The organism is Pseudomonas sp. PD9R, assembly GCF_019200975.1.
Lineage (GTDB): Bacteria > Pseudomonadota > Gammaproteobacteria > Pseudomonadales > Pseudomonadaceae > Aquipseudomonas.
The window spans coordinates 70,486-87,660 of record NZ_JAHTMR010000009.1; the positions used below are offsets into that span (position 1 = coordinate 70,486).

At 59.6% G+C, this 17,175-nt stretch carries 14 protein-coding genes; all 14 read right to left on the minus strand.

What is annotated here, in order from left to right:
- Window positions 1-198 precede the first annotated feature (198 nt).
- Entirely contained in the window at window positions 199-1,662 is a 1,464-nt protein-coding gene (gene nuoN, locus KUF73_RS18170; protein ID WP_218439441.1) for an NADH-quinone oxidoreductase subunit NuoN, read from the minus strand.
- 7 nt (window positions 1,663-1,669) lie between these two features.
- Window positions 1,670-3,202 carry an NADH-quinone oxidoreductase subunit M gene (gene nuoM, locus KUF73_RS18175; RefSeq protein ID WP_218439442.1) on the minus strand — a complete coding sequence of 511 codons (1,533 nt, stop codon included), beginning with the start codon at window positions 3,200-3,202 and terminating at the stop codon, window positions 1,670-1,672.
- A gap of 40 nt (window positions 3,203-3,242) precedes the next feature.
- Window positions 3,243-5,096, minus strand: coding sequence for an NADH-quinone oxidoreductase subunit L (gene nuoL / locus KUF73_RS18180; protein WP_218439443.1), 1,854 nt, complete (start codon window positions 5,094-5,096; stop codon window positions 3,243-3,245).
- Window positions 5,093-5,401, minus strand: coding sequence for an NADH-quinone oxidoreductase subunit NuoK (gene nuoK, locus KUF73_RS18185; protein ID WP_007946416.1), 309 nt, complete (start codon window positions 5,399-5,401; stop codon window positions 5,093-5,095). Before nuoK ends, nuoL begins: the two co-directional genes overlap by 4 nt.
- A 2-nt stretch (window positions 5,402-5,403) precedes the next feature.
- Window positions 5,404-5,907, minus strand: a complete 504-nt coding sequence (gene nuoJ, locus KUF73_RS18190) for an NADH-quinone oxidoreductase subunit J (protein ID WP_218439444.1) — start codon at window positions 5,905-5,907, stop codon at window positions 5,404-5,406.
- A 9-nt stretch (window positions 5,908-5,916) separates the two neighbouring features.
- Window positions 5,917-6,465 (minus strand): NADH-quinone oxidoreductase subunit NuoI, encoded by a 549-nt coding sequence (nuoI, locus tag KUF73_RS18195; protein ID WP_075947948.1) that lies wholly within the window; start codon window positions 6,463-6,465, stop codon window positions 5,917-5,919.
- A gap of 9 nt (window positions 6,466-6,474) precedes the next feature.
- A complete protein-coding gene (gene nuoH / locus KUF73_RS18200) occupies window positions 6,475-7,482 on the minus strand; it encodes an NADH-quinone oxidoreductase subunit NuoH (RefSeq protein WP_218439445.1) in 1,008 nt (335 codons plus the stop codon).
- On the minus strand, window positions 7,479-10,193 hold the full coding sequence (nuoG, locus tag KUF73_RS18205; RefSeq protein WP_218439446.1) for an NADH-quinone oxidoreductase subunit NuoG: 2,715 nt from the start codon (window positions 10,191-10,193) through the stop codon (window positions 7,479-7,481). The genes nuoH and nuoG overlap by 4 nt, the downstream gene beginning before the upstream one ends.
- Before the next feature lie 137 nt (window positions 10,194-10,330).
- Window positions 10,331-11,686, minus strand: coding sequence for an NADH-quinone oxidoreductase subunit NuoF (gene nuoF, locus KUF73_RS18210; protein ID WP_218439447.1), 1,356 nt, complete (start codon window positions 11,684-11,686; stop codon window positions 10,331-10,333).
- Entirely contained in the window at window positions 11,683-12,180 is a 498-nt protein-coding gene (nuoE, locus tag KUF73_RS18215) for an NADH-quinone oxidoreductase subunit NuoE (protein ID WP_218439448.1), read from the minus strand. Before nuoE ends, nuoF begins: the two co-directional genes overlap by 4 nt.
- Before the next feature lie 2 nt (window positions 12,181-12,182).
- Window positions 12,183-13,967, minus strand: coding sequence for an NADH-quinone oxidoreductase subunit C/D (nuoC, locus tag KUF73_RS18220; protein ID WP_218439449.1), 1,785 nt, complete (start codon window positions 13,965-13,967; stop codon window positions 12,183-12,185).
- Window positions 13,968-14,039: 72 nt separating this feature from the next.
- The gene (locus KUF73_RS18225) at window positions 14,040-14,714 is read right to left on the minus strand and encodes an NADH-quinone oxidoreductase subunit B family protein (protein WP_008146035.1); all 675 of its coding nucleotides are present in this window, start codon (window positions 14,712-14,714) and stop codon (window positions 14,040-14,042) included.
- 10 nt (window positions 14,715-14,724) lie between these two features.
- On the minus strand, window positions 14,725-15,138 hold the full coding sequence (locus tag KUF73_RS18230; RefSeq protein WP_003223812.1) for an NADH-quinone oxidoreductase subunit A: 414 nt from the start codon (window positions 15,136-15,138) through the stop codon (window positions 14,725-14,727).
- A gap of 631 nt (window positions 15,139-15,769) precedes the next feature.
- Window positions 15,770-17,095 carry an isocitrate lyase gene (aceA, locus tag KUF73_RS18235; protein WP_159957769.1) on the minus strand — a complete coding sequence of 442 codons (1,326 nt, stop codon included), beginning with the start codon at window positions 17,093-17,095 and terminating at the stop codon, window positions 15,770-15,772.
- Window positions 17,096-17,175: the final 80 nt, after the last annotated feature.

Here is a 17,175-nt window from a genome sequence, read left to right on the forward strand (position 1 = left end):
CGAGACTATTCTGGAGATCTGTGAGGAGAGTGGCAGTAATGAAGATCTAAAGATCGCAGCCTTCGGCAACTCCTACATTGAAATGCGATTCCTGTAGGAGCTGCCGCAGGCTGCGATCTTTTAATTTTCAAACCCCCAAAACGCAAAAACGGCACCCGAGGGTGCCGTTTAAGTTTTCTGCCAAGTATCGCCAGGCGATCAGCCCGCCAGACCCGATTGCTGAACCAGCACCAGCAATGGCTGCGGATACAGGCCGAGGAAGAACGCCAGTACGGCGATGGCCAGCAGCATCACGCCGCCTGCACGTTGTTCCCAGTGCAGTTGCGCATCGTGACGACGCAGGTTCGGCTCGATCAGGTACAGGGTGACCATCACGCGCAGGTAGTAGAAGACGCCGATGGCGCTACCCAGTACCAAGGAACCGACCAGCCACCATTGATGCGACTCGACACCGGTAGCGATGATGTAGAACTTGCCGATGAAGCCCGCGGTCAACGGGATGCCGGCCAGGGACAGCATCATCACGGTCAGTACGGCGGTCAGGTACGGACGACGCCAGAACAGGCCGCGGTATTCGTACAGGGCATCGGCGTCGCGGCCGTTGTACGGCGAGGACATCAGGGTAATCACACCGAACGCGCCGAGGCTGGTGATTACGTAGGTGACCAGATACACGCCGATGGCTTCCACGGCCAGGCCTTTGCTCGCCACCAGGGCGATCAGCAGGTAACCGAAGTGGGCGATGGACGAGTAACCCAGCAGACGCTTGAGGTTGCTCTGGGTCAGGGCCAGCAGGTTACCGAACAGGATCGACGCAATGGCGATGATGGTCAGTACGTTGCTGAGTACGCCGCTGCTCGCCGCTGGCGAGATCTGGAACAGACGCACCATCACCGCGAACACAGCCACTTTCGAAGCGGTCGCCAGGAACGCTGCGACCGGTGCCGGAGCACCTTCGTAAACGTCTGGGGTCCAGAGGTGGAACGGCACCAGCGACAGTTTGAACGCCAAACCGATCAGCATCATGCCCAGGCCCAGTTGTGCGATCGGGCTAGGCAGGCCGGTGGCCGCCAGGGCTTGACCGATGCCGGTGAAGCTCAGGCTGCCGGATTCGGCGTAGAGCAGGGCCATACCGAACAACAGGAACGCGGAACCGGCGGCCGACAGCACCATGTACTTGATACCGGCTTCCAGCGAGCGCTTGTTGAAGAAGGCATAAGCCACCAGACCGTAGACCGGCACCGACAGCAGTTCCAGACCGATGAACAACCCGGCCAGGTGCTGCGCGCTGACCAGCACCAGGCCGCCGGCGGCGGCCATCAGGATCAGCAAATACAGTTCTTCACGGTTGCCCGGGTAACCCGAGCCGCCATCGCCGAGGTAGGCGTGGGCGAGGGTGACACAGGCGAGCGTGGCGACCAGGATCAACGCCATGTACAAGCAGGCAAAGGTGTCGATTTGCAGCAATGGCGTCACGGCCAGCGGCGCGACTTTCAATGCAGGCAGGATCGACAGCAGTGCCAGGTTCAGGCCCGCCACGGAAATCAGGAAGGTCTGCGAGTGGTTGCGGCGCCAGGCAATCGCCAGCATCACCACGATGATCGTGGCGCTGGTGATCAACAACGGCGCTAGCGCGATAAAGTGTTGAGTCGTGAATTCCATAGCGCTCTTACCGGGCCGAAGCGAGTTGAGTGAAGGCGGTGCCGAGCCATTGCTGCACGCCATGCATCGTAGCGGCAGAGGTGTCGAGGAACGGTTGTGGGTACACGCCGATGTAAATCAGCAGCGCCGCCAGACCGACCACCATGATCAGTTCGCGACCGTCCATGCCATGCAGCACCGCGTCCGATTTGGACGGGCCGAAGTAGGCGCGGTGGATCATGATCAGCGAGTAGACCGAACCGAACACCAGGCCCGACGTTGCGATCACGGTGATCCACGGCGCAGCCGCGAAGGTGCCGATCAGGATCAGGAACTCGCCGACGAAGTTACCGGTACCCGGCAAGCCCAGCGACGCCGCTGCGAAGAACAGGCTGATGGCCGGCAGGTAAGCAATCTTCGACCACAGGCCACCCATTTCACGCATGTCGCGGGTATGAGTGCGTTCGTACAACTGACCACTGAGGATAAAGAGTGCCGCGGCCGACAGACCGTGAGCCAGCATCTGCATCACCGCACCCTGCAGCGCCAGTTGGCTGCCGGAGTAGATGCCGATCAACACGAAGCCCATGTGGGAAACGGACGAGTAGGCAATCAGACGCTTGATGTCGGTTTGCGCGAACGCCAGGAACGCACCGTAGAAAATCCCGATCAGACCCAGGGTCATGGCGATCGGCGCGAACTCGGCCGAGGCATTCGGGAACAGTGGCAGGGCGAAACGCAGCAGGCCGTACGCAGCAGTCTTCAGCAAGATACCGGCGAGGTCGACGGAACCTGCGGTCGGCGCCTGGGCGTGAGCGTCAGGCAACCAGGAGTGGAACGGCACCACTGGCAGCTTCACCGCGAAGGCAATGAAGAAACCGAGCATCAGGATGTACTCGGTGGTCATCGACATCTTGGTTTTCAACAGGTCGGCGTAGTTGAAGGTAATCACGCCGGTGTTGTTGAAGTTGACCAGTACCAGACCCAGGATCGCCACCAACATGATCAGGCCGGAAGCCTGAGTGAAGATGAAGAACTTGGTCGCCGCGTAGATCCGGGTTTTCTTGCCGTCCGAAGAACTGTGACCCCAGAGCGCGATGAGGAAGTACATCGGCACCAGCATCATTTCCCAAAAGAAGAAGAACATGAACAGGTCGAGGGCGAGGAACACGCCGACGACGCCGCCCAGGATCCACATCAGGTTCAAGTGGAAGAAGCCAACGTGACGCTGGATCTCTTTCCAAGAGCAGAGTACCGAGAGGATACCCAGCAGACCGGTCAGCAGAATCATCAGCAGCGACAGGCCGTCGAGAGCCAGGTGCACGCTGATGCCGAAGCGTTCGATCCAGATGTGCTTGAACTCAATCGCCCAGGTCGGATCGGCGCCAGGCGCCGGGGCAAATGAATAATTACCGTGGGCCCACAGCCAGAGGCCGAGCGCGAGTTCCAGGGTCATGGTCAACAGCGCAATCCAGCGGGGGAGGGTAGCGCCGAAGCGCTCACCCATCCAGCACAGCAGGCCGCCGATGAAGGGGATCAGGATTAGCCAAGGCAGAATCATGACGGGCTCAATTCCTTTCGCAAGTTCGCAAGGTTCATATTCAGACCGCTACCAGCACGATGGCGCCGATGACCAGCACGGAGCCGGCTGCCATCGATGCCGCGTACCAACGCAGTTGACCGGTTTCGGTACGGCTCAGGGCGGTGTGACCGCCTTTGGCCATACGCGGGATCAGACCGATAGTCTGGTCGAGCGGGTCTTTGCGCAGTGCGTGGCTGATCGCAAGGTATGGCTTGACGAACAGTTTGTCGTAGATCCAGTCGAAGCCCCAGGCAGCGAACCACCAGGCCGAAAGGACGCGGCCGATGCCGCTGTTGGCGATGGCGGTGACGAAACGGCGCTTGCCGAGGAACAGCAGCGCGGACAGCAGGATACCGGCCAGGGCGATGGCACCCGAAGCGATTTCCAGACTGTGCTTGGCTTCGCCGCCGGCATGGCCGACGCTTTCCGGCAACACGCCGTGCAGTGGCGGAACGATCATTGCGCCGACGAAGGTCGACAGCACGATCAGCACCGACAGTGGCAGCCAGTGGGCAATGCCGTGACCCGCGTGGGCTTCGGTCTTCGCTTCACCGTGGAACGCGATGAAGATCAGGCGGAAGGTGTACAGCGAGGTCATGAACGCGCCAACCAGACCTGCATACAGCAGACCGTGGTTGCCGCTGGCGAACGCTTCCCAGAGGATTTCGTCCTTGGAGTAGAAGCCTGCGGTCACCAGTGGCAGGGCCGAAAGGGCCGCACCGCCGACGATGAAACTGGCGTAGGCCAGCGGCAGTTTCTTCCACAGGCCGCCCATCTTGAAGATGTTCTGCTCGTGGTGGCAGGCAACGATCACCGCACCGGAGGCAAGGAACAGCAGGGCCTTGAAGAAGGCGTGGGTCATCAGGTGGAAGATTGCGCCGTCCCAGGCGCCAACGCCCAGGGCCAGGAACATGTAGCCGATCTGGCTCATGGTCGAGTAGGCGAGGATACGTTTGATGTCGGTCTGAACCAGTGCGGCAAAACCTGCCAGTACCAGGGTCACGCCGCCAACGATGCCTACCAGGTGCAGGATTTCCGGCGCCAGGGTGAACAGGCCGTGGGTACGGGCGATCAGGTAGACACCGGCGGTCACCATGGTTGCGGCGTGGATCAGTGCCGAAACCGGAGTAGGACCGGCCATCGCATCCGCCAGCCAGGTTTGCAGCGGCAATTGCGCGGATTTACCGACCGCACCGCCCAGCAGCATCAGGGTGGCCATGACCATCCAGAAGTCGCCGGCCTGGAATTTCTGCGGTGCCAGCACCAGCAGTTCCTGGACGTTCAGCGTGCCCAATTGCGCGAACAGGATGAACAGGCCGATGGCCATGAACACGTCGCCGATACGGGTGACGATGAAGGCTTTCAGTGCTGCGTTACCGTTGTTGCGGTTGCTGTAGTAGAAACCGATCAACAGGTACGAGCACAGGCCCACGCCTTCCCAACCGAAGTACAGGAACAACAGGTTATCGCCCAGGATCAGGAACAGCATGCTGGCGATAAACAGGTTGGTGTAGGCGAAGAAGCGCGAGTAACCGTCTTCACCGCGCATGTACCAGGAAGCGAACAGGTGGATCAGGAAGCCTACGCCGACCACCACACCGAGCATGGTCACGGACAGACCATCCAGGTACAGGGCGAAGTTCGGCGTAAAGCCTTCCACCGCCATCCAGCGCCACAACACTTGGGTGTAATGACCGCCTTCAGGTGGCGCGACGTTGAACTGCCAGATCACATAAGCAGTAACGATTGCCGACAGACCAATGGAGCCGACGCCGATCAGCGCCGAGAGGTTTTCCGAGAAGCGTCCACGGGAGAACGACAGCAGCAGGAAACCAATGAGAGGGAATACGAAAGTCAGAAAGAGTAGGTTCATCCGCGCATCTCACTGGCAGCGTCGATATCGAGCGTGTGGAAGCGGCGATACAGCTGCAACAGAATCGCCAGGCCAATACTGGCCTCGGCGGCTGCAAGGCTGATCACCAGGATGAACATGATCTGTCCATCCGGTTGCGCCCAGCGGCTACCGGCAACGATGAACGCCAAAGCGGAGGCATTCATCATGACCTCCAGGCTCATCAGCACGAAAAGGATGTTGCGGCGGACCATCAGACCGACCAGACCGAGGCAGAACAGGATGCCGGCGACCGCCAGACCATGCTCCATAGGGATAGCAGGCATCGTCATTGCTCCTTGGCTTCGTTACGGCCTAAATGGAACGCCGTGACGGCTGCGGCAAGCAGCAACATCGAGGCGAGTTCGACCACCAGCAGGTAAGGACCGAACAGGCTGATGCCCACGGCCTTGGCGTCTACGGTGGTGTGGCCGATGGCCTGGCCGCTCTGATGGGAGAACAGCACATACAGCAGTTCAGCCAGCAGCAGGGCACCGAGGATGACCGGGCCGAGCCAGATGCCGGGTTTGAGCCAGACGCGCTCTTGCTGAACCGAGGCCGGGCCCAGGTTCAACATCATCACCACGAACACGAACAGCACCATGATGGCGCCAGCGTAGGCGATCACTTCCAGGACACCGGCAAACGGTGCGCCAAGGGCGAAGAACGTCATGGCCACGGCGATCAGCGAAATGATCAGGTAGAGCAGGGCGTGCACAGGATTGGTGTTGGTGATCACGCGAAGCGTGGACACCACAGCGATACCCGATGCGAAATAGAAAGCGAATTCCATCTTTCTTCCTTAAGGCAGCAAGCTCTTCACGTTGATCGGTTCGGCTTCATTTTGCGCGGAGCCTTTTGGCTTACCGGCAATCGCCATACCTGCAACACGATAGAAGTTGTAATCAGGGTTTTTGCCGGGGCCGGAGATCAGCAGATCTTCTTTCTCGTACACCAGGTCCTGACGTTTGAACTCGGCCATTTCGAAATCCGGTGTCAGCTGGATCGCGGTGGTCGGGCAGGCTTCCTCGCAGAGGCCGCAAAAGATGCAGCGCGAGAAGTTGATGCGGAAGAAGTCCGGGTACCAGCGACCGTCTTCGGTTTCAGCTTTCTGCAGCGAGATGCAACCGACCGGGCAAGCCACGGCGCACAGGTTGCACGCTACACAACGCTCTTCACCGTCAGGGTCGCGGGTCAGGACGATACGGCCACGGTAGCGCGGCGGCAGGTACACGGCTTCTTCCGGGTACTGCAGCGTGTCGCGCTTGCGGAAGGCGTGGCCGAAAATCATCACCAGGCTGCGAAGCTGGGTGAAGAAGCCATGCACGATGTCAATTATGTACTTCATGATTCTCTATCCTCACTGAGCCGCGACGGCGGGCGTGTTGAGCAACACGATCGCAGCGGTCACCAGCATGTTGACGAGGGTCAGCGGCAAGCAGAACTTCCAGCTGAAATCCATCACTTGGTCATACCGTGGGCGCGGAATCGAAGCGCGCAACAGGATGAAGATCATGATGAAGAACGCGGTTTTCAGTGCAAACCAGATGAACGGGATCTGCGGCAGGATGCCGAACGGACCGTGCCAGCCACCGAAGAACAAGGTCACCAGCAGCGCCGAAATCAACACGATGCCGATGTACTCGCCGACGAAGAACATGCCCCATTTCATGCCGGCGTATTCAATGTGGTAACCGTCGGCCAGTTCCTGTTCCGCTTCCGGCTGGTCGAACGGGTGACGGTGAGTCACGGCCACGCCAGCGATGAAGAAGGTCAGGAAACCGAAGATCTGCGGAATGATGAACCACAGGTGCTGGGCCTGGTAATCAACGATGTCGCGCATGTTGAACGAGCCGACCTGGATCACGATGCCCATCAGCGACAGGCCCATGAACACTTCGTACGACACGGTTTGTGCCGAGGCACGCAAGCTGCCCAACAGGGCGAACTTGTTGTTACTCGACCAACCGGCGAACAGCACCGCGTAGACCGACAGACCCGCCATGGCGAAGAAGAACAGGATCCCGATGTTCAGATCCGCCACGCCCCAGGTCGGGGTGATCGGGATGATCGCGAAGGCAATCAGCAGGGCGCTCATGGCGACTACCGGTGCCAGGGTGAAGATCATCTTGTCGGCGAACGGAGGCGTCCAGTCTTCCTTGAAGAACATCTTGATCATGTCGGCGGCGATCTGGAACGCGCCGAACGGACCCACGCGGTTCGGACCGTAACGATCCTGCCAGAGGGCGAGCAGACGGCGCTCGACCCAGCTGAGCAACGCGCCGCACACTACCACGGCGAGCAGAATCACGATGGCCTGGATGACCGAGATGATCACAGCGATCACTTCAGGAGTGAACCAAGTCATTGCGCTGCCTCCTGCAGACCGTCAACGGATTTGCCAAAGATCGCTGGCGGAATGCCGGCGATGCCCGCAGGCAATGCAACCAGACCGGCACCCAGTTCTTCGTTGATGCGCAGCGGCAGACGCAGGGTCTGACCGGCCACGTTCAAGCTGAGCATGGCACCTTCGTTGACACCCAGACGGTCGGCTTCGGACTTGGCCAAAGCGACGTAGGCGGCCGGGATGCGTTCCTGAACCGGCGCGGCTTTCGAAGAGGTCTCTTCGCTGCCCAGCAGGTGGAAGAACGGCACGACCTGCCAAGTGCCCGGAGCCGGGTTGAATGCACGCGGAACAGCGGCGAACCAGTTCAGCGAATCACCAGTGCTTTCGATCAGGCGGGTGCCCGGGTCGCCAGCGCGGATGTGACCACCGACTTCGTCCTGGAACTTGTTCCAGGCTTGCGGCGAGTTCCAGCCCGGAGACCAGGCGAATGGCACTTGCTGACGCGGTTCGACCGAGCCCGAGTAACCTTCCATCGAGAAGTTGAACGCGGTGTCGTTGTCTTGCGGAGTACGCGGTTCGTGCACGCTGATGTCGGCGCGCATGGCGGTCCGACCGGAGTAGCGCAGCGGTTCACGGGCCAGTTTCATGCCCTTGATGCGGAACGCGGCGGACGGTGCGGCATCGACGATGCGATTCAGAATCGAGGTGCTGGAAGCGACGGCGGCGGTGACGTGGTCCAGCAGGGTCCAGTCGATCGGCTGGTTCAGCAGGGTCGCGCGCAGGGCATGCAGCCAGCGCCAGCCTTCGTGAACCAGGATACTCGCGTCCATGTACTTCGGATCGAAGACCTGGAAGAAGCGCTGGGCGCGACCTTCCTGGCTGACCAGCGTACCGTCGCCTTCCGCGAAGCTGGCGGCTGGCAGGACCAGGTGCGCGCGATCGCTGGTGGCAGTCTTCTGATGGTCGGCGACGATCAGCACTTTCGCGGCGGTCAGGGCGGCATCGACCTTGGCTTTGTCGGTTCGGGTGTACAGATCGTTTTCCAGCACGACGATGGCGTCGGCTTTACCGTCGATCACTGCTTGCAGCGCGGCATCGACCGATTCGCCGCCGAGCATGGCCAGGCCGAGGCTGTTGGCCTCTGGCACGATCAGGCTGATGGAACCGTTCTTCTCGCGCAGCTTCAAGGCCTTGGCGATGTTCGCGGCGGCTTCGATCAGGGCTTTGGAGCCCAGGGAAGTACCGGCGATGATCAGTGGGCGCTTGGCCGCGAGCAGGGCGTCGGCGATGCGCTTGGCCAGCCCAAGGGCTTCAGTGTCCAGGCCTTCAACGGCTGGAGCGTTGGCGTCGAGGGCGTGAGCCACGGCGAAACCGATGCGGGCCAGATCGTCGGGAGCAGCGTGAACGCACTCTTCGGCAACGTCGTCGAGCTTGGTTTCAGCCAGGCTGGCGATGAACAGTGGGTTCAGCGCGTGCTGACCGATGTTCTTCACGGCGGCGTCGAGCCAAGGCTGAACGCGCATGGCGTCGGCCATGTCTTCAGCCTTGCCCTTGACCGATTGACGCAGGGACAAGGCCATGCGCGCAGCGGTCTGGGTCAGGTCTTCACCGAGGACGAAGATCGCGTCGTGGTCTTCGATATCGCGCATGTTCGGGATCGGCAGCGGGCTGTCTTTCAACACCTGCATGACCAGACGAATGCGTTCCAGCTCGGACGCTTCGATACCCGAGTAGAAGTGCTCGGCACCGACCAGTTCGCGCAACGCGTAGTTGCTTTCGAGGCTGGCGCGCGGCGAACCGATACCGACGATATTGCGACCGCGCAGCAGTTCGGCGGCTTTGTCCAGCGCTTCGTCGAGGCTCAGCTTGGCGCCATTGGCCAGCAGAGGCTGACGCGGACGGTCTTCGCGGTTGACGTAGCCATAGCCGAAACGGCCACGGTCGCACAGGAAGTACTGGTTTACCGAACCGTTGAAACGGTTCTCGATACGACGCAGCTCACCATAACGCTCGCCCGGGGAGATGTTGCAACCGCTGGAGCAGCCATGGCAGATGCTCGGCGAGAACTGCATGTCCCACTTGCGGTTGTAGCGCTCGGAGTGAGTCTTGTCGGTGAACACACCGGTCGGGCAGACCTCGGTGAGGTTGCCGGAGAACTCGCTTTCCAGGGTGCCGTCTTCTACACGGCCGAAGTACACGTTGTCGTGTGCGCCGAACACACCGAGGTCAGTGCCACCAGCGTAATCCTTATAGAAGCGCACGCAGCGGTAGCAAGCGATGCAGCGGTTCATTTCGTGGGAAATGAACGGGCCCAGTTGCTGGTTCTGGTGGGTACGCTTGGTGAAGCGGTAACGGCGCTCGTTGTGGCCGGTCATTACCGTCATGTCTTGCAGGTGGCAGTGACCGCCTTCTTCGCAGACCGGGCAGTCGTGCGGGTGGTTGGTCATCAGCCATTCAACAACGCTGGCGCGGAATACTTTCGCTTCTTCGTCGTCGATGGAGATCCAGCTGCCGTCGGTGGCGGGGGTCATGCAGGACATGACGATCCGACCACGCTTGTCGTTCTCGTCGGTGTACTGCTTGACCGCGCACTGGCGGCAAGCGCCAACGCTGCCTAGGGCTGGGTGCCAGCAGAAATACGGGATATCGAGGCCTAGCGACAGACATGCCTGTAACAGGTTGTCTGCCCCATCGACTTCGAGCTCTTTGCCGTCTACGTGGATAGTGGCCATGGTTCAAAGTTCTTCGTTGGCCCGGTGTCAGCGGGCGTGGCTAATGGAATCTTGTTATCCGCGTGAATCAAAACAGCCGGTAAAGGCGTCATCACACGAAAAGCGAAGGGCACGGACCCTTCGCCTTTTTTAAGCGTTTACGCACCGACTACGATCGGCCTTGCCAGAGGCGGGACGGCGGCGCTGGTAGGCGCGATGCCGGCTTCGAATTCTGGACGGAAGTATTTGATTGCGCTGCCCAACGGTTCCACGGCGCCCGGTGCGTGAGCACAGAAGGTCTTGCCTGGGCCGAGGAAGCCGACCAGACCCAGCAGGGTCTCGATGTCGCCGGCTTGCCCTTCACCGTTCTCGATGGCGCGCAGAAGCTTGACGCTCCACGGCAAACCGTCACGGCAAGGAGTGCAGAAACCGCACGACTCACGGGAGAAGAACTCTTCCATGTTGCGCAGCAGGGACACCATGTTGACGCTGTCGTCCACCGCCATGGCCAGGCCGGTACCCATACGGGTGCCCACTTTGGCGATGCCGCCGGCGTACATTTGCGCGTCCAGGTGTTCCGGCAACAGGAAACCGGTACCGGCGCCGCCAGGCTGCCAGCACTTGAGCTTGTAACCGTCGCGCATGCCGCCAGCGTAGTCTTCGAACAACTCGCGAGCGGTGACGCCGAACGGCAGTTCCCACAGGCCCGGGTTCTTGACCTTGCCGGAGAAGCCCATGAGCTTGGTGCCCATGTCTTCGCTGCCTTCGCGAGACAACGATTTGTACCAGTCCACGCCGTCGGCAATGATCGCCGGCACGTTGCACAGGGTTTCAACGTTGTTCACGCAGGTCGGCTTGCCCCACACGCCAACGGCAGCAGGGAAGGGCGGTTTGGAGCGCGGGTTGGCGCGGCGACCTTCGAGGGAATTGATCAGTGCGGTTTCTTCACCGCAGATGTAACGCCCGGCACCGGTGTGGACGAACAGCTCGAAATCGAAGCCGCTGCCCAGGATGTTCTTGCCCAGCAGGCCCGCTGCCTTGGCTTCTTCCACGGCACGGTTGAGGTGCTTGGCGGCGGTGGTGTATTCGCCACGCAGGAAGATGTAGCCACGGTAGGTTTTCAGTGCGCGGGCACTGATCAGCATGCCTTCGATCAGCAGATGGGGCAGTTGCTCCATCAGCATGCGGTCTTTCCAGGTGTTCGGCTCCATTTCATCCGCGTTGCACAGCAGGTAGCGGATGTTGATGGATTCGTCTTTTGGCATCAGGCCCCACTTCACGCCAGTGGGGAAGCCTGCACCGCCGCGACCTTTCAAGCCTGAATCCTTCACGGTCTGGACGATATCGTCCTGAGCCATGTCGGCAAAGGCCTTGCGCGCAGCGGCGTAACCGTTCTTGGCCTGGTACTCGTCGAGCCATACGGCTTCGCCATCATCACGCAGACGCCAGGTGAGCGGGTGAGTCTCGGCCGAACGCTTGATGCGGTTGGCTGGACCGAAGGAAGTCAGGGTCATACGTAGCCCTCGAGCAATTTGGCAACGCCGGCTGGCTGCACATCACCGAAAGTGTCGTCGTCGATCATCAACGCCGGCGCCTTGTCGCAGTTGCCGAGGCAGCAGACCGGCAGCAGGGTGAAACGACCATCGCTGGTGGTCTGGCCCAGGCCGATGCCCAGCTTGCTCTGGATTTCGCTGACCACGGACTCGTGGCCACCGATGTAGCAGACCATGCTGTCGCAGACGCGGATGATGTGGCGACCGACTGGCTGACGGAAAATCTGGCTATAGAACGTCGCCACGCCTTCAACGTCGCTGGCCGGGATGCCGAGGATCTCGCCGATGGCGTACAGAGCGCCGTCCGGCACCCAGCCACGTTCCTTCTGGACGATCTTCAGGGCTTCGATCGACGCCGCGCGCGGGTCTTCGTAGTGATGCAGCTCGTGCTCGATGGCCGAGCGCTCGGTTTCGCTCAGGGCGAAACGGTCTGTCTGGATAAGCGTGCTGTTCATGCTTAGCGGTCCACGTCGGCCATAACGAAATCGATACTACCCAGGTACGCAATCAAGTCCGCGACCATGCTGCCTTTGATCACCGAAGGGATCTGCTGCAGGTGCGGGAAGCTTGGGGTGCGAATCCGGGTGCGGTAGCTCATGGTGCCGCCATCGCTCGTCAGGTAATAACTGTTGATGCCCTTGGTCGCTTCGATCATCTGGAAGGATTCGTTGGCCGGCATGACCGGGCCCCACGAAACTTGCAGGAAGTGCGTGATCAAGGTCTCGATGTGCTGCAGGGTGCGCTCTTTCGGTGGCGGCGTGGTCAGCGGGTGATCCGCCTTGTACGGGCCTTCCGGCATGTTGCGCATGCACTGGTCGATGATCTTGATGCTCTGGCGCATCTCCTCGACGCGCACGATGCAACGGTCGTAGGCATCGCCATTGGCGGCCAGTGGCACTTCGAATTCGAAGTTCTCGTAGCCCGAGTACGGACGCGCCTTACGCAGATCGAAATCGCAACCGGTCGAGCGCAGGCCGGCACCGGTGACGCCCCATTCCAGGGCTTCTTTGGTGTTGTAGGCGGCGACGCCGATGGTACGGCCACGCAGGATGCTGTTGTCGAGGGCAGCTTTCTGGTATTCGTCCAGACGCTTTGGCATCCACTCGACGAAGTCTTTCACCAGTTTTTCCCAGCCGCGTGGCAGGTCGTGTGCGACGCCGCCGATGCGGTACCAGGCCGGGTGCAGACGGAAACCGGTAATGGCCTCAATCACCGTGTACGCCTTTTGGCGATCGGTGAAGGTGAAGAACACCGGCGTCATGGCGCCGACGTCCTGGATGTAAGTACCCAGGAACAGCAGGTGGCTGGTGATCCGGAAGAACTCGGCCATCATGATGCGGATGACGTCGACCTTCTCGGGCACCTTGATGCCGGCCAGCTTCTCGACCGAGAGCACGTACGGCAGGTTGTTCATCACGCCGCCGAGGTAGTCGATACGGTCGGTGTACGGAATGAAGCTGTGCCAGGACTGACGCTCGGCCATCTTCTCGGCACCACGGTGGTGGTAACCGACGTCCGGAACGCAATCGACGATCTCTTCACCGTCCAGCTGCAAGATGATGCGGAACGCACCGTGCGCCGAAGGATGGTTAGGGCCGAGGTTGAGGAACATGTAGTCCTCGTTCGGACCGGAACGCTTCATGCCCCAGTCTTCAGGCTTGAAGCGCGCGGCCTCTTCCTCAAGCTGTTGCTTGGCCAGGGTCAGGCTGAACGGGTCGAACTCGGTGGCACGAGCCGGGAAATCCTTGCGCAGCGGGTGACCTTCCCAGGTCGGCGGCATCATGATGCGGGTCAGGTGCGGGTGACCTTTGAAGTCGATCCCGTACATGTCCCACACTTCACGCTCGTACCAGTTGGCGTTCGGCCAGATGCCGGTAACGGTCGGTACGCTGAGGTCGCTCTCGGACAAGGCGACCTTGATCATTACGTCACTATTACGCTCGATCGACATCAAGTGATAGAACACAGTGAAGTCGGCGCCGCTTGGCAGCCCCTGACGCTTGGTGCGCAGGCGCTCGTCCACGCCGTGCAGGTCATAGAGCATGACGTACGGCTTGGGCAGGTTGCGCAGGAAGGTCAGGACTTCGACGAGTTTGGCACGGGCAACCCAAAGCACCGGCATGCCGGTGCGGGTAGGCTGGGCGGTAAACGCCTCCGGGCCAAAACGATTGTTCAGTTCGACGACCACATCCTGGTCGTCTGCCTTATAAGGCGGGATGTACAGAGCACTGCCTGTAGTCATGGTTATTTATCGCTTTCGGTCAACGTAAAGAATGAAGCCAGCTTCTCGTTTCTTTGAAACAGCAGATCTGGATCAGACTTCGTCGGGGCTGCGCAGGTTGGTGACTGCGATTCGCTGTTCGCGGCGCTGTTCCTTTTGCGAAGGCATCTCGGCGCGGTATACGCCTTGATCACCAACGACCCAGGAAAGCGGACGACGCTCCTGTCCAATGGACTCTTGCAAGAGCATCAAGCCTTGCAGAAAAGCTTCAGGACGGGGCGGGCAGCCAGGCACGTAGACGTCCACGGGCAGGAACTTGTCCACCCCTTGAACGACAGAGTAGATGTCGTACATGCCACCGGAGTTGGCGCACGAACCCATGGAAATAACCCATTTAGGTTCGAGCATTTGCTCGTAGAGACGCTGGATGATCGGCGCCATCTTGATGAAGCAGGTACCGGCGATAACCATGAAATCCGCCTGACGCGGTGATGCCCGGATAACCTCGGCGCCAAAGCGCGCGATGTCGTGGGGCGCCGTGAAGGCGGTGGTCATTTCCACATAGCAGCACGAAAGACCGAAGTTATACGGCCACAGGGAGTTTTTGCGCCCCCAGTTGATCGTGCCGTTAAGCACGTCTTCGAGCTTGCCCATGAAAATGTTTTTGTGGACTTGATCTTCTAACGGATCGGAAACGGTTTCCCGTTCGCCAATCGGATACTGCTCGTTAGGAGCATCGGGGTCGATCCTGGTGAGATTGTATTGCATTGCCAAAGCCTCATTGTTTCAGCTTCGCTTGCCGCTTGCGCCGAGCTTCCGGAGCCCAATCAAGGGCGCCCACTCGGAATAGGTAGACAAGGCCTGCCAACAGAATTGCTATGAAAACGAGAGCTTCGACGAATCCGGTCCAGCCGCTTTCGCGGACGGACACAGACCATGCAAAGAGAAAGAGGGCTTCGATATCGAAGATCACGAAGAGCATCGCGACCAGATAGAATTTGGCTGAAAGCCGCAAGCGGGCGCCACCTGTAGGTAGCATGCCGGACTCGAACGGTTCGTTTTTGCTGCGGCCCCAGGCTTTTGACCCGAGGAGGCTGGAGACACCCAGCATGAAGGCACAGAGGCCGACGACGCCTAGAAGGAAAATGGCAAAGCCCCAGTTGTGGGCCATGAGTCCTGTCGCTTCGGGCATGCTGGTAATCCTTAACAGAGAGCAAAGGTCTCTGAGCTTGAAAAGAAACAAAGCAGTGACGATATGTCGCAGCAATCAATCCCGCTGATTTTATGGCTAAACACCCGGCAAGTAAAATTCCTATAGCGAAATTATTTATAGGAATAAGGACATGGCGCATGCCAAAAGCCCTGTAACCCTTGGCCTGTGGGCATTAGCTGGCATTTCGTTAATTATGTTTTGTAGGGAATGTAACGAACAGGTTTTCAGCTAAATGATAATCAGTATTGTTTGGCTTGGTTTTTAAACTGTTTAACGAGCAAGTGCTGTGGAAGTTGTCTTATATGCGCATTACTGCAAGTAGCGGTGGCGTTCGTTTTGGCGGATTTTCCTTGGCTGAGGCTCAATGTCTTTGCCAGGGGCACCGCCACTCCCTGTAGGAGCTGACGAGTGAAACGAGGCTGCGATCTTTTGACCTTTAACAAGCAAGATCAAGAGATCGCAGCCTCGTTTCACTCGTCAGCTCGTACAGGATTTTCTGGTGTTTGGGAAAACGCAGGCAAAAAAACGCCCCGAACCAGTCGGGGCGTCAGATGTGCGGCGTTGCGGTTTCTAATCAGTCCGCAACGGCCGTTGTCTCAAGCGAAGCAAATCAGTGGAACTGTTCTTCTTCGGTCGAGCCGGTCAGCGCGGTCACCGAAGACGAGCCACCTTGAATCACAGTGGTCATGTCGTCGAAGTAGCCGGTGCCCACTTCCTGCTGGTGAGCCACGAAGGTGTAGCCCTTGGAGGCGTCAGCGAATTCCTGCTCTTGCAGCTTTACGTAGGCAGTCATGTCGTTGCGGGCGTAGTCGTGCGCCAGGTTGAACATGCTGTGCCACATGTTGTGAATGCCGGCCAGGGTGATGAACTGGTGCTTGTAACCCATGGCGGACAATTCGCGCTGGAACTTGGCGATGGTCGCGTCGTCCAGGTTCTTCTTCCAGTTGAAGGAAGGCGAGCAGTTGTACGACAGCAGTTGGTCCGGGTATTCCTTTTTGATCGCTTCAGCGAAGCGACGAGCCTCGTCCAGATCCGGCTTGGCGGTTTCGCACCAGATCAGGTCGGCGTACGGCGCGTAAGCCAGGCCGCGAGCGATAGCCTGGTCCAGGCCAGCGCGCACTTTGTAGAAGCCTTCCTGGGTACGTTCGCCAGTCACGAATGGCTGGTCGTACGGATCGCAGTCGGAAGTCAGCAAGTCAGCCGCGTTAGCGTCGGTACGGGCCAGAATGATGGTCGGCGTACCGGCAACGTCAGCCGCCAGACGAGCAGCGGTCAGCTTTTGTACGGCTTCCTGAGTAGGAACAAGTACCTTGCCGCCCATGTGGCCGCATTTTTTCACGGAAGCCAGTTGGTCTTCGAAGTGAACGCCGGCGGCGCCTGCTTCGATCATGCTCTTCATCAGTTCGTAGGCGTTCAATACACCGCCGAAACCGGCTTCAGCGTCAGCCACGATTGGCGCGAAGTAGTCGATGTAGCCTTCGTCGCCTGGGTTCTTGCCGGCTTTCCACTGGATCTGGTCGGCACGACGGAACGAGTTGTTGATGCGCTTGACCACGGTTGGAACCGAGTCCACCGGGTACAGCGACTGGTCCGGGTACATCGATTCGGCGGAGTTGTTGTCCGCAGCCACTTGCCAGCCCGACAGGTAGATCGCCTGGATACCGGCTTTGACTTGTTGCACAGCCTGGCCGCCGGTCAGGGCGCCCATGCAGTTGACGAAATCTTTATCAGGACGGAAGGACGGCTTGGCACCCTGGGTAACCAGGTTCCACAGTTTCTCGGCGCCCAATTTTGCAAAGGTGTGCTCTGGTTGAACCGAGCCACGCAGACGGACGACGTCAGCAGCGGAGTAAGCGCGTGTCACGCCTTTCCAGCGCGGGTTTTCAGCCCAGTCTTTTTCGAGGGCTGCAATTTGCTGTTCGCGTGTCAGTGCCATGGGAGATAAACCTCGTCGCGTCTTTATGAAAAGTTGTTCTGCGGTGGAAAATTCCTGCGCTCGCTGACCAGAAGCTTAGG

Coding starts and splice junctions, on each gene's coding strand:
- nuoF (WP_218439447.1), bottom strand. CDS start 11,686: ATGACCCTGACTTCCTTCGGTCCAGCCAACCGCATCAAGCGTTCGGCC.
- nuoH (WP_218439445.1), bottom strand. CDS start 7,482: ATGACTTGGTTCACTCCTGAAGTGATCGCTGTGATCATCTCGGTCATC.
- nuoE (WP_218439448.1), bottom strand. CDS start 12,180: ATGAACAGCACGCTTATCCAGACAGACCGTTTCGCCCTGAGCGAAACC.
- nuoG (WP_218439446.1), bottom strand. CDS start 10,193: ATGGCCACTATCCACGTAGACGGCAAAGAGCTCGAAGTCGATGGGGCA.
- KUF73_RS18230 (WP_003223812.1), bottom strand. CDS start 15,138: ATGCCCGAAGCGACAGGACTCATGGCCCACAACTGGGGCTTTGCCATT.
- nuoJ (WP_218439444.1), bottom strand. CDS start 5,907: ATGGAATTCGCTTTCTATTTCGCATCGGGTATCGCTGTGGTGTCCACG.
- nuoK (WP_007946416.1), bottom strand. CDS start 5,401: ATGCCTGCTATCCCTATGGAGCATGGTCTGGCGGTCGCCGGCATCCTG.
- nuoL (WP_218439443.1), bottom strand. CDS start 5,096: ATGAACCTACTCTTTCTGACTTTCGTATTCCCTCTCATTGGTTTCCTG.
- aceA (WP_159957769.1), bottom strand. CDS start 17,095: ATGGCACTGACACGCGAACAGCAAATTGCAGCCCTCGAAAAAGACTGG.
- nuoN (WP_218439441.1), bottom strand. CDS start 1,662: ATGGAATTCACGACTCAACACTTTATCGCGCTAGCGCCGTTGTTGATC.
- nuoM (WP_218439442.1), bottom strand. CDS start 3,202: ATGATTCTGCCTTGGCTAATCCTGATCCCCTTCATCGGCGGCCTGCTG.
- KUF73_RS18225 (WP_008146035.1), bottom strand. CDS start 14,714: ATGCAATACAATCTCACCAGGATCGACCCCGATGCTCCTAACGAGCAG.
- nuoC (WP_218439449.1), bottom strand. CDS start 13,967: ATGACTACAGGCAGTGCTCTGTACATCCCGCCTTATAAGGCAGACGAC.